Origin of the sequence: Klebsiella ornithinolytica NBRC 105727 = ATCC 31898 (assembly GCF_001598295.1) — a bacterium.
Lineage (GTDB): Bacteria > Pseudomonadota > Gammaproteobacteria > Enterobacterales > Enterobacteriaceae > Klebsiella > Klebsiella ornithinolytica.
The window spans coordinates 202,695-220,427 of record NZ_BCYR01000009.1 but is presented as its reverse complement, the minus strand read 5'-3'; the positions used below and the strand labels follow the sequence as shown (position 1 = coordinate 220,427).

Sequence of the window (17,733 nt, the reverse complement as noted above, 5' to 3'; positions counted from 1 at the left end):
CGCATTTTTGCCCCCATCTTCACGCTACCCGTCATACTCAAGTTGCCTGCACGTTGGCTTGGCTACTCGACTCCCAATGAGGCCTCACCCATACGGGCCGCCGCCGCGCAGCGTTCAAATCTGTTGCGCACAGATTGGCCGCTCCCCCCAGCCACTTACCGGAGTAAGCGCCCGGGGGGCCGGCGTCGTCGCCTTTCTGCAACGCGAATAAGTCAGGGTATATAATGACAGTAACAACAGTGAGGAGGTGCATCATGGCATCAGGTTGGGCAAATGATGGCGCAGTTCAGGATCAGATCGACAGCACCGTTGATGATGCGGTCGCACGGGCGAGAAACGCCCTACCCAGCGGAGAGAGCCACAAATTTTGTGATGAATGCGGAGAGCCGATTCCCGAGGCCCGGAGGAAGGCGATCCCGGGGGTCAGATACTGCGTGAAGTGCCAGCAGGAGAAAGATTTACATAACAATACATTTTCAGGATATAATCGCCGTGGCTCCAAGGACAGCCAGCTACGCTGACCTTCCTTTACCGTTCATTACCGCAGAAAGCATTATCTTTTCGCGCACGTTTTTTGGCTAAAAAAGTGGCAAAATGTGCCCTCAATGCGTTCTTCATCCCGCCGACGTCTCTCCGGTCATCCCGCCACGAAATAATTTATTAATATTCAATAAATTAATAATCATTCAAAAAAATCGATGAAGACTGTTAATTTCCTTCGATTTTATCTCTCGCAAAAAAGCGTGATACTTATCACATCGACGGAACATCGTCCTCTTAACAAAATAACCTGCGAGAGATTAACTATGAAAACCATTAAATATGCTGCCGCTGCTATTGCCCTTACTACTCTGTCCTTTGGCGCTTTTGCCGCTCAGCCGGTTAGCCCGTCTCAGGCTGAAAGCATGAACAAAATTGGCGTAGTGTCTGCTGAAGGCGCAACGACTCTGGATGGTCTGGAAGCCAAACTGGCTGAAAAAGCGGAAGCCGCTGGCGCGACTGGTTACAGCATCACCTCCGCTAACACCAACAACAAAATTAGCGGTACCGCGGTTATCTATAAATAATCGCTGCCCGACCTGTATTAACCCTGAACGACCCTTTAATACCCTTGTTTTGCCCGTCCGTGCCACCGGACGGGCTTTTTTTTTATGCGTTGCTTTCTGACGTGAGCTTTTTTCAGGGGAAACCGGCGGCTACCACTGTTCCGCCACCCGGCTCAGTCCCTGCTCGAGGGTCGCAACCTCGCCGGCTGCCACCAGGCAGCAGGCCAGCTGAATTCTCAATGAGGTCGGCAGCGGCTCACTTCCCACTACGCAGCGCTCAATCCAGCGAGCGGTGACCTGAGGATCTTTTGACTCCGGCAGTACAGCCCCCGCCTCCGGCAGCTCGCTCTGGCGTTCATGCACAACCCGCGTCCCTGAAGCATCAATCAGGCTAATTTGCGGGCATCGCTGTGGATTGGCATACACTTCACCTTCCGTCCCGTGCATTAACAGCGCCCGTCCTCCGATCTCAACAAAGAATTTCGCAACCTTGCCCACATATTCGGGGTGAGAAACGCTCGATAAACGTAGCGCCGCATCTTCAGCAAATGGCGTCGCCAGCTTTGCCAGCGTATGTGCGCTGTTGCGTACGCCCATACGCCAGCGCAGGGCAAGCTGTTTCTCCAGTGGCGGGCAGAGTACGCCAACCGGTATGTACACCGGCTCGTGGCCGTCGAGTCGCGCCTGAGCCTGGCCCGCATGTCGGGTGGCGGGGATCCCCATCAGCTCAAAAATCGTTTCCGTCAGCACCCGGGTCGGATCGTGGCTGACGCCATGCACCACCACCGGAAAGCCGAGCTTATGCAGCAAAACGGCCAGCAGAGGAGTCAAATTAGCCTGCTTGCGCGCGCCATTATAGCTAGGGAGCACAATCGGCATTGGCCTGGCGACAGGCGGCGTCAGACGCAGGGTCTTCTGCTGCATGGCTTCATAGAAGCCTTTCATTTCCGCTTCACCTTCACCTTTAATACGCAGGGCAATTAAAATCCCGCCCAGCTCCAGCTCTGCCACCTCGCCGTCAAGCATCCGCGAGTAAAGCGCGCGGGCAGTATCCACATCCAGGTCACGCGCGTGATTTTTCCCGCGCCCGACTTCTTTAATGATCTTGCTGTAGTCCATCGAAGACTCCTGTTAGCTGCTCACATCGTCGACATTACACCGTTAACGCCGTTTGCGACGCGTCTGTTTTGCTTTTATTTTGACGATAACCTCTGGAACGGCAGGCTGTTCTATCGGAAAAACGGGCAATGCGTTCAGTAGACGCTTACCATAATTTTTGGTCAACAAACGCTTATCATAAATCACCACCTCGCCCCAGCAGCTGTGGCTGCGAATCAGGCGTCCGACCTGCTGAATCAGGTTAAAGGAGGCGCTTGGCAGACTCTGCACTTCAAACGGATAGCGGTTCAGGCTCTTCAGCCATTCGCCTTCGGTAATCACCACCGGACTGTCTATGGGTGGGAAGGCAATCTTATGAATATGTACCTGGCTGAGCAGCTCACCTTTGAGATCCAGCCCTTCGGCAAAGGACTGTAGCCCCACCAGCACGCTACGCTCCCCCCCTTCGACGCGCTTGCGGTGCAGTTCCACCAGCCGGTAGCGCGGCTTATCGCCCTGTACCAGCAAGAGCAGGCGCAGATCGGGGACATGTTCCAGGAAACGCTGCATCGCCCGCCCGCTGGCGAACAGCACCAGCATCCCGAGATGCTTTTTACTTTCAACCTGCTCGCGGAAATAAGCTGCCATTTCAGCAATATGCTGCTCTTCGTTATCGATCAGCGGTTCATAGCGCATCTGCGGAATAACGATTTTGCCCTGCTCAACATGGTTAAAAGGGGAATCCAGCGCCACAAAACGGTCGCCGGCCTTTTCTTTCAACCCGCTCATCTCCTGCAGGCGTGAGAAGCTGTTCAATGAGCGCAGGGTAGCGGAGGTGACAACAATATGCGGTACGCTGCGCCACAGCAGCCTTTCCAGCTGGTCGCTGACGCGAATGCCGACGCAGTGAAACCAGATATGCGTTTGACCGTCGCGCATATAGCGCGTCACCCATTTGGTGACCGGCGCGCCGGATGACTGCGCCAGCGACGCCAGCCGCCACAGCTTGCTCTGGCTTTCAAACATCCCCAGCGCACGGTTCATTTGCAGCAGAACCCGATGCAGGCGCACCACGTCGTGGCTACCGGTTTTTTCCCCGAGGTCGTTAAGAAAGAGTTCCGCCAGCCCGCGTAGCATCTCGGTCAGTTTCGCCAGACGCTGGCAGATATCCATCACCTCCTGCGGCAACTCGCCCATCGGGAAACGGTGCTCGGCTTCCTGCCCGGCCGGCATATAGAGATTAAGGATAGCGTTCAGCGAGGCGATCAGCTCATACAGCTCCTCACAGTGGCCGGTCAGGCGCTCGGGATTGGCCAGCGGCGGCGTGGTTTTCGGCCGAAACTGCTCCATACAGGTCGCCACCAGCTTACTGAACAGATCCAGCTGTAGCCGGTACCAGGGGGCGGTCATTTCCGCGCTCATTTCCAGCGCATCGCGAGCTACGTCCGGCAGATGATGGCCTTCATCGAGCACCAGCAGCAGGTTTTTCGGCTCCGGCAACACGGCTTCGCTCTCCATCGCCGCCATCACCAGCGCATGGTTCGCCACCACCACTTCCGCCTCCTGAATTTCTCGCCGGGCAACGAAGAACGGACATTCGCGATAGTAGTGGCAGTTGCGGTTGAGGCAGCTGGCTTTGTCGGTGCTCAGGCGACTCCATAGCGCATCATCGACAGGTTTATCGGTGTGATCGCGCAGACCGTCCCAGCGGTAGCTGTCGAGATCGGTTTTCAGCGTCGCACACAGCTTCTGTTCAGCCTGATTATTCGGCGTGAGATCGTCATCGAGAAACGCCAGCAGGTCCTGCTGCGTCGGTTCGGTGCTGGCCAGCGCCGTAAGATTGCGTGGGCAAACGTAACGTCCGCGACCAAACGCGGCGGTAAAACGCAGATCGGGAATAATTTTGCGCAGCAGCGGCAGATCTTTGCTGTAAATCTGATCCTGTAGCGCAACGTTGGCGGTACTCACCACCAGGGTTTTCTGCTGCTCACGGGCGATAGCGATGCCGGGAATCAGATATGACAGCGTCTTGCCGACGCCAGTGGGTGCTTCAATAGCCAGGTGTCGGCCTTCTTCCCCGGCCAGCGTTTTTGCCACGTCGGCAATCATCTGCCGCTGTGGCGGACGGGGAATAAAATCCGGGATCTGTTCCTGAAGCGCCTTATACCAGGCGGCGATTTGCGCTTTTAGCGCAGCGGTCAAAGCCATGAGAAAACCTGAATACTGTATAAACAGCCACTATTGTGACACTTTTTACCTGGCAGGAGGAATTTCTTTCTGAGCAATGTGGAATGATGCTCGGGATTTGTCAATGCACCGACCGGGAATCACAGGGCACGCGAGGGAAGAACCCGGAGACAGCATGCGCGCTGCTTCCGGGTGTCGTTGCGTTATCCGGGTAAAACCTGTTGCCCGGATAGCGACGATCTGGCGGGAGGCGGTTACTCAGCTGCCGCTGGTTTACGCGGGCGACGACGGCGCTGTTGCTCGCCGGCCGGTTTCGCCTCGCCGATACGACGTGAAGGTTTTGCCCCGGCTTTCGGCGCTTCGCCATCGTTACGCCGCGGCGCAGACTGCTGGCTGCGACCCTGCCCCTGGGCGTTACGTCCTTGTCCCTGACCGCTGCGGCCCTGGCTCTGGCCGCGACCGCCGCCACCGCTACGCTGCTGGCGACCGTTTTGAATCGGCTCCGCTCTGATAGACGGATCCGGCGCATAGCCATCAATAGCGATGCGGGGAATCTCTTTTTTCAGCAGGCGTTCGATATCATGCAGCAGTTTATGCTCGTCCACGCAGACCAGCGACAGCGCTTCGCCGGTGGCGGCTGCGCGACCGGTACGGCCGATACGGTGAACGTAATCTTCCGGCACGTTAGGCAGCTCGTAGTTGACGACGTGCGGCAGCTCTTCGATATCCAGCCCACGCGCCGCGATATCCGTCGCCACCAGCACGCGAATACCACCGGATTTGAAGTCGGCTAATGCCCGGGTACGCGCCCCCTGGCTCTTGTTGCCATGAATAGCGGCGCTGCGGATGCCGTCTTTATTCAGCTGCTCGGCCAGGTGGTTGGCGCCATGTTTGGTGCGGGTAAAGACCAGCACCTGCTGCCAGTTACCTTCACCGATCATCTGCGACAGCAGTTCCCGCTTACGTTTCTTATCAACGAAATGGACGTGCTGCGTCACCTGCTCGGAAGCGGTATTACGGCGAGCCACTTCGATTTCCAGCGGGTTATGCAGCAGCTTTTCCGCCAGCGCCTTGATGTCGTCCGAGAAGGTCGCGGAGAACAGCAGGTTCTGGCGTTTCGCCGGGAGCTTCGCCAGCACGCGGCGAATATCATGAATAAAGCCCATATCCAGCATACGGTCGGCTTCATCAAGCACCAGGATTTCAACCTTGTCCAGGCTGACGGCATTCTGATGTTCAAGATCCAGCAGGCGCCCAGGGGTGGCCACCAGAACATCGACGCCGCTGCGCAGCTTCATCATCTGCGGGTTAATACTCACCCCGCCAAAAACCACCAGCGAGCGAATATTCAGGTATTTGCTGTAATCGCGAACGTTTTCACCGATCTGTGCCGCCAGTTCACGCGTTGGCGTGAGGATCAGCGCGCGCACCGGGCGACGGCCTTTAGCATGCGGCTCTTTCTGAATCAGATGCTGCAGGAGCGGCAGGGTAAAGCCCGCCGTTTTGCCGGTGCCGGTCTGGGCGCTGGCCATCAGATCGCGTCCCTGCAACACCGCAGGGATAGCCTGCTGCTGAATTGGGGTTGGCTCAAGGTAACCCTGCTCGGCGACAGCGCGCAGGATATCAGGGTTCAGGCCAAGGGAATCAAAAGACATAACAACTCCAAACCACCCCGGCCCGTAACAGGCGTAGTTTTCGGGGAGATTATTGCGAATAGAGATGGCAAAAACCACAATGCCATAAAGGGGCGCAGTCTAGCAGGTTTTGTGACGCAGCGCATAAATATCCCCTCGGGGCCGCTGCGCCGGATAATCCTCGTCACCCGCCGCTTGCAAAGAGTGATGCGAAATACGCAAAAGAGAGTATCCACTATTCTGGACAGTGACGCGAATTGGTCATACTCTTAATCAATCGATTGATTAATTTTTTATAGTGCGATGACGACGACTCCTGTGACAACCAAAGGTGAACAAGCCAAAAGCCAGCTCATTGCCGCAGCCATCGCCCAGTTCGGCGAATACGGCCTGCACGCAACCACCCGCGATATTGCCGCGCAGGCCGGGCAAAATATCGCGGCGATCCCCTACTATTTTGGTTCCAAGGACGATCTCTATCTCGCCTGTGCCCAGTGGATTGCCGATTTTATCAGCCATAATTTTCGTCCGCATGCCGAAGCGGCGGAAACGCTGCTGATGACACCTTCGCCGGATAAGGCGGAGATTCGGGTACTGATTCTGCGCGCCTGTCAGAATATGATTTTGCTGCTGACCCAGGATGACACGGTCAATTTGAGCAAATTCATCTCCCGCGAGCAGCTTTCCCCTACCCCAGCCTACCAGCTCATCCACGGTCAGGTAATTGCGCCGCTCCATCGCTACCTGACCCGTTTGATCGCCGCATTTACCGGCCTTGATGCCGATGACACGGCAATGATTCTGCACACCCACGCGCTGCTGGGAGAGATTCTCGCCTTCCGCCTTGGGCGGGAAACCATTTTGCTGCGCACCGGATGGACGCAGTTCGACGAAGAAAAAACTGAGCAAATTTATCAGGTTATCGCCTGCCATATTGATTTCGTTCTGCAAGGGTTATCGCAAAGGAGCCTGGGATCATGAAAAAACCCGTCATCATCGTTCTGTTCATACTGCTGCTGATTGCCGCATTCGGCGGCGGCTGGTGGTGGTATCAAAGCAGCCAGCAAAGGGAGCTGACCCTGTATGGCAACGTCGATATTCGCACCGTGAACATGAGCTTCCGCGTCGGCGGACGACTGGCCTCACTGAACGTTGATGAGGGCGATAAGATTCAGGCCGGGCAAATACTAGGCCAGCTGGATCGCGCCCCGTATGAGAACGCCTTACAACAGGCCCAGGCGAATGTCTCCACGGCTCAGGCGCAGTATGACCTGATGATGGCCGGCTACCGGGCGGAAGAGATAGCCCAGGCCGCCGCCGCCGTCAAACAGGCGCAGGCCGCGTACGATTACGCGCAGAACTTTTACCAGCGTCAGCTGGGGCTGCGTCAGAACAGCGCCATCTCGGTTAACGATTTGGAAAACGCGCGCTCCTCCCGCGACCAGGCTCAGGCGACGCTGAAGTCCGCGCAGGACAAGTTGCGCCAGTATCGCGCCGGCAACCGCCCGCAGGAAATCGCCCAGGCCAAAGCCAGCCTTGAACAGGCGCAGGCGGCCCTGGCGCAGGCTAAACTCGACCTGCACGATACCACGCTGATCGCCCCGTCCGACGGCACGCTGATGACCCGCGCCGTCGAACCGGGCAGCATGCTCAGCGCCGGCGGCACGGTTATGACGCTGTCGCTGACTCACCCGGTATGGGTCCGTGCCTACATTGATGAAAAAAATCTCGGCCAGGCGGTACCCGGACGCGAAGTGCTGCTCTATACCGATAGTCGCCCGAATCAACCCTGGCACGGCAAGATTGGCTTTGTGTCGCCGAGCGCCGAATTCACGCCGAAGACCGTAGAGACGCCAGATTTACGGACTGACCTCGTCTATCGCCTGCGTATTGTCGTCACCGATGCGGATGATTCGCTGCGCCAGGGGATGCCGGTAACCGTCACCTTCAGCAGCGGGAACGGACATGAGTGAGGACGTTATCACGCTCAACGGGCTCACCCGCCGCTTCGCCGGCATGGATCGGCCCGCCGTTGCGCCGCTCAACTGCACCATCCGCGCCGGCTATGTCACCGGTCTGGTCGGCCCTGACGGCGCCGGGAAAACCACCTTGATGCGCATGCTCGCCGGGCTACTGAAGGCCGATGACGGCACCGCCAGGGTGATCGGTTTCGACCCGATTACCGACGATAGCGCGCTGCACGCGGTGCTCGGCTATATGCCGCAAAAATTCGGCCTGTACGAAGACCTGACGGTCATGGAAAACCTTACGCTGTATGCCGACCTGCGCAGCGTTACCGGCGAGACGCGCAGGAAAACCTTCGCTCGTCTGCTGGAATTTACCTCCCTCGGCCCCTTTACCGAACGCCTGGCGGGGAAACTTTCCGGTGGGATGAAGCAGAAACTGGGCCTCGCCTGCACCCTGGTGGGCGAGCCAAAAGTCCTGCTGCTCGATGAGCCGGGGGTCGGGGTTGACCCTATATCCCGCCGTGAACTGTGGCAAATGGTGCACGAACTGGCCGGCGACGGGATGCTGATCCTCTGGAGCACCTCCTACCTTGATGAAGCCGAACAGTGCCGCGACGTCCTGCTGATGAATGAAGGCCAGCTGCTTTATCAGGGTGAGCCAAAAGCGTTGACCCAAACCATGGCCGGCCGCAGTTTCCTCGTCTCCAGCCGCGAGGAAAATAACCGTCGCCTCCTGCAACGAGCGCTGAAGCTGCCGCAGATCAGCGATGGCGTCATTCAGGGGAAATCGGTACGCCTGATCCTGAAAAAAGAGGCCACCATTGCGGAGGTGCAGCGCAGCGCTAACATGCCGACGCTGGAGATTGCCGAAACCGCACCGCGTTTTGAAGATGCATTCATCGATCTGCTGGGCGGCGCCGCGACCGCGGAATCGCCGCTCGGCGAAATTATCCACCGCGTAGAGGGCACGGCCGACGAAACGGTGATTGAAGCGCAGAGTCTGACCAAAAAATTCGGCGACTTCGCCGCCACCGACCACGTTGATTTTCGCGTCAAACGCGGGGAAATTTTCGGCCTGCTTGGCCCCAACGGCGCCGGTAAATCCACCACCTTTAAAATGATGTGCGGCCTGCTGGTGCCGACCTCCGGCAAGGCGCTGGTTCTGGGAATGGACCTGAAAGTCAGTTCCGGGAAAGCACGCCAGCATCTCGGCTACATGGCGCAGAAGTTTTCGCTGTACGGCAACCTGACCGTTGAACAAAACCTGCGCTTCTTCTCGGGCGTTTATGGCCTGCGTGGTCGGGTCCAGAACGAGAAAATCGCCCGGATGAGCGATGCTTTTGGTCTGAAAAGCATCGCCAGCCATGCGGCCGATGAGCTGCCGCTGGGGTACAAGCAGCGTCTGGCGCTGGCCTGCTCGCTGATGCATGAACCCGATATTCTGTTTCTCGATGAGCCGACATCCGGCGTCGACCCGATTACCCGCCGCGAGTTCTGGCTGCATATTAATAGCATGGTGGATAAAGGGGTGACGGTGATGGTGACGACCCACTTTATGGATGAGGCGGAATATTGCGATCGTATTGGTCTGGTGTATCACGGCAAGCTGATCGCCAGCGGCACGCCGGATGCGCTCAAAGCGCTGGCGGCAAATGATCAACAGCCCGATCCGACGATGGAGCAGGCCTTTATCACCCTGATTCACGACTGGGATAAGGAGAATGCCGGTGAGCGCTAAAATTCTCTCATGGCGTCGCGTGCGCGCCCTGTGCGTCAAAGAGACGCGGCAGATCGTCCGCGACCCCAGCAGCTGGCTGATTGCGGTGGTCATTCCGCTGCTGCTGCTGTTTATCTTCGGCTACGGGATCAATCTCGACTCCAGCAAGCTCAAAGTCGGCGTACTGCTGGAGCAACAAAGCGAAGAGGCGCTGGATTTCGTCCACGCCATGACCGGCTCACCCTATATTGACGCCACCGTCAGCGACAATCGCCAGCAGCTGATTGAGATGATGCAGGCCGGGCGCATTCGTGGGCTGGTGGTCATCCCGGTGGATTTCGACCAGAAGATGGCGCGCCCCGGCGATGATGCTCCCATCCAGCTGATTACCGACGGTAGCGAACCCAATACCGCCAACTTTGCCCAGGGCTACGTAGAGGGCATCTGGCAAATCTGGCAGCAGCAGCGCGCGGAAGATCGCGGGGAAACCTTCGAACCGCTGATTGATGTACAGATGCGCTACTGGTTTAACCCCGCGGCCATCAGCCAGCACTTTATTATTCCCGGCGCCATTACCATCATTATGACGGTGGTCGGCGCGATTCTGACCTCGCTGGTGGTGGCCCGCGAATGGGAGCGCGGGACCATGGAGGCGCTGCTGTCGACGGAAATCACCCGTGCGGAGCTGCTGCTGTGTAAGCTGATTCCCTACTATTTCCTCGGCATGCTGGCGATGCTGCTGTGCATGCTGGTGGCGGTGTTCATCCTCGGCGTGCCGTTTCGCGGTTCGCTGGTGGTTCTGTTCTTGATAACCAGCCTGTTTTTGCTCAGCACCCTCGGGATGGGGCTGCTCATTTCGACCATCACCCGCAATCAGTTTAACGCCGCGCAGGTCGCTCTGAACGCCGCCTTTCTGCCCTCCATTATGCTCTCCGGGTTTATTTTCCAGATCGACAGTATGCCGGCGGTGATCCGCGCGGTGACCTACGTCATCCCGGCGCGCTATTTCGTCAGCACGCTGCAAAGCCTGTTTCTCGCCGGTAATATTCCGGTGGTACTGCTGGTGAACACGCTGTTTTTAATTGCCTCGGCGGTGATGTTTATCGGCCTGACCTGGCTGAAAACCAAACGTCGGTTGGATTAAGCCTGGCGCTCGTATTTTGCCCGGTGGCGCTATGCTTACCGCGCCTGCGGACCCTGTTGGTCGGGTAAGCGCCGCGCCACCTGACATGAGGAAAGTACTATGTTTCATCGCTTATGGACCTTGATTCGTAAAGAGCTGCAATCGCTGCTGCGCGAACCGCAAACGCGCGCCATTTTGATTATGCCGGTTCTGATTCAGGTGCTGCTGTTTCCCTTCGCCGCAACGCTGGAAGTGACCAACGCGACCATCGCCATCTACAACGAAGACAATGGCCGTCACGCGGTAGAACTGACCCAGCGTTTCGCCCGGGCTAAGGCCTTCACTCATGTGATGCTCCTCAAGAGCCCGCAGGAGATCCGCCCGACGATTGATGAACAAAAAGCGCTGTTGCTGATCCGCTTCCCGGCGGACTTCTCGCGCAATCTCGACACCAACCAGCCCGCGCCGCTCCAGCTCTTACTGGACGGACGCAACTCGAACAGCGCGCAAATCGCCGCCAACTACCTCCAGCAGATCGTCAAAAACTATCAGCAGGAGCTGCTGGAAGGGAAAGCGAAGCCGAACAACAGCGAGCTGATCGTGCGCAACTGGTATAACCCGAATCTCGATTACAAGTGGTTTGTGGTTCCATCGCTGATCGCGATGATCACCACCATCGGGGTGATGATCGTCACCTCTCTCTCGGTGGCCCGCGAGCGGGAGCAAGGCACGCTCGATCAGCTGCTGGTTTCGCCGCTGGCCACCTGGCAAATTTTCGTCGGCAAAGCGGTCCCGGCGCTGATTGTCGCCACGCTGCAGGCGAGCATCGTGCTGGCTATTGGCATCTGGGCGTATCAAATCCCCTTCGCCGGTTCGCTGCTGCTGTTTTACTTTACGATGGTCATTTACGGTCTGTCGCTGGTGGGATTTGGTCTGCTGATTTCGTCTTTATGCTCAACCCAGCAGCAGGCTTTCATCGGCGTTTTCGTCTTTATGATGCCGGCGATCCTGCTCTCCGGCTACGTCTCGCCGGTTGAGAATATGCCGCAGTGGCTGCAGGATGTGACATGGATAAACCCGATTCGTCACTTTACTGACATCACCAAGCAGATTTATTTGAAGGATGCGAGTCTGGAGATTGTTTGGGGAAGTTTGTGGCCGCTACTGGTCATAGCGGCCACAACGGGTTCAGCGGCATATGCGATGTTCCGCAGAAAGATCGCCTGATCCCCGTCATCGTTCAGGCTGCCTCGGCGTTGGCTTCCTTACTCACCCCGGTCACATAGCTATCTATGCTCCCGGGGATTCGTCGCGTCGCCGCCTTGATGCAGTCCGAACGCTTTAGGGGATCCTTGCTATCGTTCAGCCTGCCTCGGCGTTGACCTGATTACCCGGTCCGTCCTGGGCCTCGCCCCGTCGGCCCGTTCGCACAGCTATCTGTGCTTCTGGGGATTGGCAGCGTTACCGCCTTGCTGCAACCCGAAGGCTTTCGGGTAACGGTTCTTATCTTTCGCCAGCAGTGACACCACTGCCGGACCCGCCAGAATCGCCACCCCGGCGACGGCCAGCAGCAGATTGTTATGCAGCACGCGTGACAGCAGCCACAGCACGATAACCGCTACGCCAAAATACCAGGTGGTGGTGAGTTCCTCAAGGAAATCACCGACATCGCGCCAGCGTGCTTCGTGGTGACGCTGTAAAAACAGCATCGACAGTAACGTAACGCCGTACAGTACGCACAGCCCTAATCCGACGCGAACCAGCGCGCCACTCATCCAACCCATCACCAGTACTGCCACGACCAGTAGATGCAACATAATCTGCCAGCAACTGAGGCCAGTTGCGACGCGTACACGTTGTTGCCACTTCATGGCTTCTCTCCTGAAGGATCTTTATCTGTAACTCAGAGTACCGCACTTTACGGAAAATTCCGGAACACCGCATCTTTTTGTGACACCTACTACACTATTTCATTCAGGAAAGTGACATTGACCGGGGAAATATGTCTGAGCAAACGTGCAGATTTTCGTTAAACGTGCTGACAATTAACATCCATAAAGGCTTTACGACGTTTAATCGACGCTTCATGTTGCCGGCACTGCGCGACGCCATTCGCAGCGTCAGCGCCGACATCGTCTGTCTGCAGGAGGTCACCGGGGCGCATGAGATTCATTCGCTGCAGATCGAAAACTGGCCGGACCGCAGCCATTATGAGTTTCTTGCCGATACCCTGTGGAGCGAATACGCCTATGGACGCAACGCAGTCTACCCGGAAGGCCATCACGGCAACGCCGTACTCTCTCGCTTTCCTATTGAATATAATGAAAATATCGATATCTCCGTTGGCAACAGCGAAAAGCGCGGTCTGCTCTACTGCCGAATCGTTCCGCCGCAAAGCGCGGCGCTACATCTGATTTGTGTGCACCTCGGCCTGAGCGCGCGGCAGCGATCGGCCCAGCTGGCGATGCTCGCCAGGCGGGTCAACGACCTGCCCGCCCAGCAGCCGGTGGTGGTGGCCGGCGATTTTAATGACTGGCGCCAGCAGGCCAACCGGGTGCTAAAGGCGCAGGCCGGGCTGGAGGAGATCTTTACCCGCGCCCATGGCCGCCCGGCGAGAACCTTTCCTGCGCGTCTTCCGCTCCTGCGCCTTGATCGGATCTACGTGAAAAATGCGCATGCCAGCCACCCAACGGCGTTGCCACTTCGACCCTGGCGTCACCTCTCTGATCATGCCCCGCTGAGCGTGGAGATTCATCTATGAAATGCAGCTGGCAGGAAGGAAACCGCATCCAGCTCCTGGAGAACGGCGATAACTACTATCCGGCACTGTTTGCCGCCATCGCCCGCGCGCAGCGGAAAGTGATCCTCGAAACGTTTATCTGGTTTGAAGATGACGTGGGCTGGCAGCTGCACGCCGTGCTGTTAAAAGCCGCACGCCGCGGGATACGGGTCGAAGTGCTGCTCGACGGCTACGGTTCCCCCGACCTGAGTGAGCGTTTCGTGAATGAGCTGAGTGCCGCCGGCGTGATTTTTCGCTACTACGATCCGCGCCCGCGTCTGTTCGGCATGCGAACCAATCTGTTTCGCCGCATGCACCGCAAAATTGTGGTGATCGATGAGACGACGGCCTTCGTCGGGGGCATCAATTACTCCGCCGAGCACATGACCGACTATGGCCCGGAGGCAAAACAGGATTATGCCGTTCAGGTGGAGGGGCCGGTGGTGCAGGATATCCTGCAGTTTGAGCTGGAAAATCTCCCGGCCAGCGAAGAGACGCGCCGCTGGTGGCTCAGGCGTCGCCACCAGCCGGCGATCAACCGCAACCCCGGGGAGGCGCAGGCGCTGTTTGTCTGGCGGGATAATCAAGAACATCGCGATGATATTGAACGCCATTATCTCAAGATGCTGGCTAACGCCCGCCGGGAAGTGATCATTGCCAACGCCTACTTTTTCCCCGGCTACCGGCTGCTGCATGCGATGCGTAACGCCGCCCGCCGCGGCGTGCGGGTTAAGCTGATCGTGCAGGGCGAGCCGGATATTCCTATTGTTAAAGTCGGCGCCCGCCTGCTGTATCGCTATCTGGTCAACGGCGGCGTACAGATTTTTGAGTATCGCCGCCGACCGCTGCACGGCAAAGTTGCTCTCGCCGACGACCATTGGGCCACCGTCGGATCGAGCAATCTTGACCCGCTGAGCCTGTCATTAAATCTGGAAGCTAACCTGATTATCCACGATCGCCAGTTTAATCAGACCTTGCGCGACAACCTTAACGGACTGATCGCCGAGGACTGTAAGCAAGTGGACAAGTCGATGCTGCCAAAGCGCAGCTGGTGGAATGTGGGTACCAGCGTGCTGGCCTTCCACTTTCTCCGTCACTTCCCGGCGTGGATAGGCTGGCTGCCTGCCCATACGCCGCATCTGGCGCGGGTCCGCCCGCCGGTGCAGCCAGAAATTGAAACTCAGGATCGGCTGGATGCGACGAATCAGGAGGTGAAACCCTGATGGCAAAATCACACCCTCGCAGGCGGATGGCGAAAAAGATCTTTACCGTCATTTTCTTCCTCGCCGTAACGGCCCTGCTGGTGGTTTATGCGCAAAAAGTGGACTGGCCGGCGGTGTGGAAGGTGATTCGCCACTATGATCGCACCGCCCTGCTCGGCGCGGTGGGGCTGACGATAGCGAGCTACCTGATTTATGGCTGCTACGATCTGCTGGGGCGCGCATGGTGCGGACATAAACTGGCTAAACGGCAGGTGATGCTGGTGTCGTTTATCTGCTACGCCTTTAATCTGACCCTCAGCACCTGGGTTGGCGGTATCGGTATGCGCTACCGCCTCTATTCGCGCCTCGGTTTGAGCGGCGGGACCATTACCCGTATTTTCTCGTTGAGCATCACCACCAACTGGCTGGGGTTTATTCTGCTGGGCGGCGTGATTTTCACCGCAAATCTGGTGGCGCTACCGGCGCACTGGTATATCAGTCAGGACACGCTGCGGCTCATCGGGGGCGGACTGCTGGCGATGAGCGCGCTTTATCTGTGGGCCTGCGCCTTTGCCCGTCGGCGCCATCTGACGATTAAAGGCCAACGGCTGGTGCTGCCTTCATGGCGGTTCGCTCTGCTGCAGATGGCGCTTTCGGTGGCAAACTGGATGGTGATGGGCGCGATTATCTGGCTGCTGATGGCGCAGCAGGTCGATTATTTCCTCGTCCTGGGCGTGCTGCTGGTCAGCAGTATTGCCGGCGTCATTGTGCATATTCCAGCCGGGATCGGCGTGCTGGAAGCCGTTTTTATCGCCATGCTTTCCGCCGAGTCGATTAGCCGCGGGGCGATTATTGCCGCCCTGCTGGCCTGGCGCGCGCTGTATTACTTTTTGCCGCTGCTTATCGCCACCGTCGGCTATCTGCTGCTGGAGAGTCGGGCGAAAACATTACGCGAAAGGAATCAGCGTAAGCTGGCGGACGGATAGGTGAGATGGCGGGGATAATCGGCGCTCCCCGGGCCAGGCGCAGCCCGGGGAGCAAAGGCGTTAACGACGGTTGCCGAAAATACGCAGCAGCATCAGGAACAGGTTGATAAAGTCCAGATACAGCGTCAGCGCGCCAAGAATGGAGTACTTACGCAGCGTGGAGGTGTCTCGCGTATCGATCTGCTCGCCGATGTTTTTCAGTTTCTGCGTGTCATAAGCGGTCAGGCCGACGAACACGATCACCCCGATATAGGTAATCGCCCACATCAGCGCTTCACTCTTCAGCCAGAAGTTGACCAGCGAAGCCAGGACAATACCAATTAAGGCCATAAACAGCATGTTGCCGAAACCGCTGAGATCGCGCTTAGTGGTATAGCCATAAAGGCTCATTATCCCAAACATCCCGCCGCTGACCACAAAGGTACTGGCAATCGACGAATAGGTATAGACGAGGAAGATGCTGGATAGCGTCAGTCCGGTCAGCGCCGAATAGAGCATAAACAGCGTGGTCGCCATCCCTGCGCTCAGGCGCTGCACCATCCCGGAAAGCACGAATACCAGCGCCAGCTGGGCGATAATCAAACCAAAAAAGGTTATTTTGCTGGAAAAGACGAACATCATGACCGCCGGCGTATTGGCGGCAAACCAGGCAATGAATGCCGTCAACAGCAGCCCGACCGTCATCCAGCCGTAAACCTGGGCCATATAGGTTTGCAGGCCGCTGCGTGCCTGAATAATGGAATCTGAACGAGGGAATCTGTCCATGACTGTCTCCTGATTAACACGTTTTCTCTTACTAAGCGTACCACACTACCAGCGCTCTGCCGCCTGGCGATCGCTATCGCGTGCATCCACCCAACGTTCGCCTTCCGGTGTCGCTTCCCGCTTCCAGAACGGTGCGCGGGTTTTCAGGTAATCCATAATGAACTCCCCGGCGGCAAAAGCGCTGCTGCGGTGCGCGCTGGTCACGCCAACGAATACAATCTCTTCGCCTGGCCACATTTCGCCGATGCGGTGAATCACCGTCACCCGGCCGAGCGGCCAGCGTTCCCGCGCCAGCTCAACGATTTCCGCCAGCGATTTTTCCGTCATTCCCGGGTAGTGTTCGAGGGTCAGCGCCTTCACGCTATCCCCGAGATTATGATTACGTACTTTTCCGGTAAAAGTGACCACCGCGCCGTCTTCATCGCGCTCGGCCAACCACGGATATTCGTCGCCGACGCAAAAACGATCGTGGCTGACGATAATACGAGTCTGCGTCATTTAACCTCCCGTAACCGGCGGAAAGAACGCCACTTCGTCGCCGGCCATCAGCGGATGGTCAAAGGGGGCCAGCGTCTGGTTTACCGCCGCCAGCAGCTTGCCCTCTTCCAGCGCCAGCGCCCAACGTTCGCTGCGGCCGGCGAGCTGACGCCGTACGGTTTCGACCGTCGACTGCGCATCGACCTCAAGGGTCAGGGATTCAGTGCCAACCAGTTCGCGCACCTGGGCAAAAAACAGAACCTTAATCATGAGTCTCGTCCGCCTTGAAATCCCCGGATTTGCCGCCGCTTTTCGCCAGCAGACGCAGCGGACCAATCACCATATCTTTTTGCACCGCTTTGCACATATCGTAAATCGTCAGCGCCGCCACGGAAGCAGCGGTCAGCGCTTCCATCTCCACGCCGGTTTTGCCGGTCAGACGACACAGCGACTCGATGCGCACCCGGTTGTGTTCCGGCTGGGCCTGCAAATTGACCTCGACTTTACTCAGCATCAGCGGATGACACAGCGGGATCAGCTCCCAGGTGCGTTTTGCCGCCTGGATACCGGCAATGCGGGCGGTGGCGAAGACATCGCCTTTATGGTGGCTGCCGTCGATGATCATCGCCAGCGTCTCCGGCCGCATTTCAACATAGGCTTCAGCCCGGGCTTCGCGTACCGTCTCGGCCTTGGCAGAAACGTCTACCATGTGCGCCTCGCCGGCGGCGTTAATATGGGTGAGTTGTGACATC

The 17,733-nt window shown here is 57.7% G+C and carries 18 protein-coding genes; 10 read left to right on the top strand and 8 right to left on the bottom strand.

What is annotated here, in order from left to right; all coding sequences use genetic code 11:
• Positions 1–254 precede the first annotated feature (254 nt).
• Both ROR01S_RS18335 and ybiJ read left to right on the top strand, forming a co-directional pair.
• A complete protein-coding gene (locus tag ROR01S_RS18335) occupies positions 255–521 on the top strand; it encodes a DksA/TraR family C4-type zinc finger protein (RefSeq protein WP_004859799.1) in 267 nt (88 codons plus the stop codon).
• 285 nt (positions 522–806) lie between these two features.
• Positions 807–1,067, top strand: a complete 261-nt coding sequence (gene ybiJ, locus ROR01S_RS18330) for a DUF1471 family protein YbiJ (RefSeq protein ID WP_004859796.1) — start codon at positions 807–809, stop codon at positions 1,065–1,067.
• A 129-nt stretch (positions 1,068–1,196) separates the two neighbouring features.
• Here ybiJ and ybiB read toward each other — a convergent pair whose 3' ends face one another.
• From ybiB to rhlE, 3 genes are all read right to left on the bottom strand, one after another.
• Positions 1,197–2,165, bottom strand: a complete 969-nt coding sequence (ybiB, locus tag ROR01S_RS18325; RefSeq protein ID WP_064359752.1) for a DNA-binding protein YbiB — start codon at positions 2,163–2,165, stop codon at positions 1,197–1,199.
• Positions 2,166–2,207: 42 nt separating this feature from the next.
• Positions 2,208–4,352, bottom strand: coding sequence for an ATP-dependent DNA helicase DinG (gene dinG, locus ROR01S_RS18320; protein WP_064359751.1), 2,145 nt, complete (start codon positions 4,350–4,352; stop codon positions 2,208–2,210).
• Positions 4,353–4,585: 233 nt separating this feature from the next.
• Positions 4,586–5,986: an ATP-dependent RNA helicase RhlE gene (gene rhlE / locus ROR01S_RS18315; RefSeq protein ID WP_015584846.1), complete on the bottom strand. Its 1,401-nt coding sequence runs from the start codon at positions 5,984–5,986 to the stop codon at positions 4,586–4,588.
• 282 nt (positions 5,987–6,268) lie between these two features.
• Between rhlE and cecR the strand changes: the two genes are divergently transcribed.
• The 5 genes from cecR (at position 6,269) to ROR01S_RS18290 (ending at position 11,999) form a co-directional block, all read left to right on the top strand.
• Positions 6,269–6,946, top strand: a complete 678-nt coding sequence (gene cecR, locus ROR01S_RS18310) for a transcriptional regulator CecR (RefSeq protein ID WP_015584847.1) — start codon at positions 6,269–6,271, stop codon at positions 6,944–6,946.
• Positions 6,943–7,938, top strand: coding sequence for a secretion protein HlyD (gene hlyD, locus ROR01S_RS18305; protein ID WP_004859785.1), 996 nt, complete (start codon positions 6,943–6,945; stop codon positions 7,936–7,938). The genes cecR and hlyD overlap by 4 nt, the downstream gene beginning before the upstream one ends.
• A complete protein-coding gene (locus ROR01S_RS18300) occupies positions 7,931–9,670 on the top strand; it encodes an ATP-binding cassette domain-containing protein (RefSeq protein WP_004859783.1) in 1,740 nt (579 codons plus the stop codon). Before hlyD ends, ROR01S_RS18300 begins: the two co-directional genes overlap by 8 nt.
• Entirely contained in the window at positions 9,660–10,793 is a 1,134-nt protein-coding gene (locus tag ROR01S_RS18295) for an ABC transporter permease (protein ID WP_004859782.1), read from the top strand. Before ROR01S_RS18300 ends, ROR01S_RS18295 begins: the two co-directional genes overlap by 11 nt.
• A 99-nt stretch (positions 10,794–10,892) precedes the next feature.
• The gene (locus tag ROR01S_RS18290; protein ID WP_004859781.1) at positions 10,893–11,999 is read left to right on the top strand and encodes an ABC transporter permease; all 1,107 of its coding nucleotides are present in this window, start codon (positions 10,893–10,895) and stop codon (positions 11,997–11,999) included.
• Between the two features lie 206 nt (positions 12,000–12,205).
• On the opposite strand, the gene ROR01S_RS18285 is transcribed toward ROR01S_RS18290, so the two are convergent.
• On the bottom strand, positions 12,206–12,643 hold the full coding sequence (locus ROR01S_RS18285; RefSeq protein WP_015584848.1) for a YbhQ family protein: 438 nt from the start codon (positions 12,641–12,643) through the stop codon (positions 12,206–12,208).
• Positions 12,644–12,774: 131 nt separating this feature from the next.
• Between ROR01S_RS18285 and ROR01S_RS18280 the strand changes: the two genes are divergently transcribed.
• The 3 genes from ROR01S_RS18280 to ROR01S_RS18270 are packed head-to-tail and all read left to right on the top strand — an operon-like array spanning position 12,775 to position 15,739.
• A complete protein-coding gene (locus ROR01S_RS18280; protein ID WP_004859779.1) occupies positions 12,775–13,533 on the top strand; it encodes an endonuclease/exonuclease/phosphatase family protein in 759 nt (252 codons plus the stop codon).
• Positions 13,530–14,774, top strand: a complete 1,245-nt coding sequence (clsB, locus tag ROR01S_RS18275) for a cardiolipin synthase ClsB (protein WP_004859778.1) — start codon at positions 13,530–13,532, stop codon at positions 14,772–14,774. The genes ROR01S_RS18280 and clsB overlap by 4 nt, the downstream gene beginning before the upstream one ends.
• Positions 14,774–15,739 (top strand): lysylphosphatidylglycerol synthase domain-containing protein, encoded by a 966-nt coding sequence (locus ROR01S_RS18270; protein ID WP_004859777.1) that lies wholly within the window; start codon positions 14,774–14,776, stop codon positions 15,737–15,739. The genes clsB and ROR01S_RS18270 overlap by 1 nt, the downstream gene beginning before the upstream one ends.
• 60 nt (positions 15,740–15,799) lie before the next feature.
• On the opposite strand, the gene ROR01S_RS18265 is transcribed toward ROR01S_RS18270, so the two are convergent.
• Genes ROR01S_RS18265 through moaC form a run of 4 tightly spaced genes read right to left on the bottom strand, consistent with a single transcriptional unit; the run spans position 15,800 to position 17,732 of the window.
• Positions 15,800–16,504 carry a Bax inhibitor-1/YccA family protein gene (locus ROR01S_RS18265; RefSeq protein ID WP_004859776.1) on the bottom strand — a complete coding sequence of 235 codons (705 nt, stop codon included), beginning with the start codon at positions 16,502–16,504 and terminating at the stop codon, positions 15,800–15,802.
• A 45-nt stretch (positions 16,505–16,549) separates the two neighbouring features.
• Positions 16,550–17,002, bottom strand: coding sequence for a molybdopterin synthase catalytic subunit MoaE (gene moaE / locus ROR01S_RS18260; RefSeq protein WP_004859775.1), 453 nt, complete (start codon positions 17,000–17,002; stop codon positions 16,550–16,552).
• Positions 17,003–17,251: a molybdopterin synthase sulfur carrier subunit gene (gene moaD, locus ROR01S_RS18255; RefSeq protein ID WP_004859774.1), complete on the bottom strand. Its 249-nt coding sequence runs from the start codon at positions 17,249–17,251 to the stop codon at positions 17,003–17,005.
• A complete protein-coding gene (gene moaC / locus ROR01S_RS18250; protein ID WP_015584850.1) occupies positions 17,244–17,732 on the bottom strand; it encodes a cyclic pyranopterin monophosphate synthase MoaC in 489 nt (162 codons plus the stop codon). Before moaC ends, moaD begins: the two co-directional genes overlap by 8 nt.
• Between the last annotated feature and the right edge of the window lies 1 nt (position 17,733).

Excerpts from the sequence above, each read along its gene's own strand:
- ybiB (WP_064359752.1), bottom strand. The coding sequence starts at position 2,165 with ATGGACTACAGCAAGATCATTAAAGAAGTCGGGCGCGGGAAAAATCAC.
- cecR (WP_015584847.1), top strand. The coding sequence starts at position 6,269 with ATGACGACGACTCCTGTGACAACCAAAGGTGAACAAGCCAAAAGCCAG.
- ROR01S_RS18265 (WP_004859776.1), bottom strand. The coding sequence starts at position 16,504 with ATGGACAGATTCCCTCGTTCAGATTCCATTATTCAGGCACGCAGCGGC.
- moaE (WP_004859775.1), bottom strand. The coding sequence starts at position 17,002 with ATGACGCAGACTCGTATTATCGTCAGCCACGATCGTTTTTGCGTCGGC.
- clsB (WP_004859778.1), top strand. The coding sequence starts at position 13,530 with ATGAAATGCAGCTGGCAGGAAGGAAACCGCATCCAGCTCCTGGAGAAC.
- rhlE (WP_015584846.1), bottom strand. The coding sequence starts at position 5,986 with ATGTCTTTTGATTCCCTTGGCCTGAACCCTGATATCCTGCGCGCTGTC.
- moaD (WP_004859774.1), bottom strand. The coding sequence starts at position 17,251 with ATGATTAAGGTTCTGTTTTTTGCCCAGGTGCGCGAACTGGTTGGCACT.
- ROR01S_RS18300 (WP_004859783.1), top strand. The coding sequence starts at position 7,931 with ATGAGTGAGGACGTTATCACGCTCAACGGGCTCACCCGCCGCTTCGCC.
- ROR01S_RS18280 (WP_004859779.1), top strand. The coding sequence starts at position 12,775 with ATGTCTGAGCAAACGTGCAGATTTTCGTTAAACGTGCTGACAATTAAC.
- ybiJ (WP_004859796.1), top strand. The coding sequence starts at position 807 with ATGAAAACCATTAAATATGCTGCCGCTGCTATTGCCCTTACTACTCTG.
- ROR01S_RS18290 (WP_004859781.1), top strand. The coding sequence starts at position 10,893 with ATGTTTCATCGCTTATGGACCTTGATTCGTAAAGAGCTGCAATCGCTG.
- ROR01S_RS18335 (WP_004859799.1), top strand. The coding sequence starts at position 255 with ATGGCATCAGGTTGGGCAAATGATGGCGCAGTTCAGGATCAGATCGAC.
- moaC (WP_015584850.1), bottom strand. The coding sequence starts at position 17,732 with ATGTCACAACTCACCCATATTAACGCCGCCGGCGAGGCGCACATGGTA.
- ROR01S_RS18270 (WP_004859777.1), top strand. The coding sequence starts at position 14,774 with ATGGCAAAATCACACCCTCGCAGGCGGATGGCGAAAAAGATCTTTACC.
- hlyD (WP_004859785.1), top strand. The coding sequence starts at position 6,943 with ATGAAAAAACCCGTCATCATCGTTCTGTTCATACTGCTGCTGATTGCC.
- dinG (WP_064359751.1), bottom strand. The coding sequence starts at position 4,352 with ATGGCTTTGACCGCTGCGCTAAAAGCGCAAATCGCCGCCTGGTATAAG.
- ROR01S_RS18285 (WP_015584848.1), bottom strand. The coding sequence starts at position 12,643 with ATGAAGTGGCAACAACGTGTACGCGTCGCAACTGGCCTCAGTTGCTGG.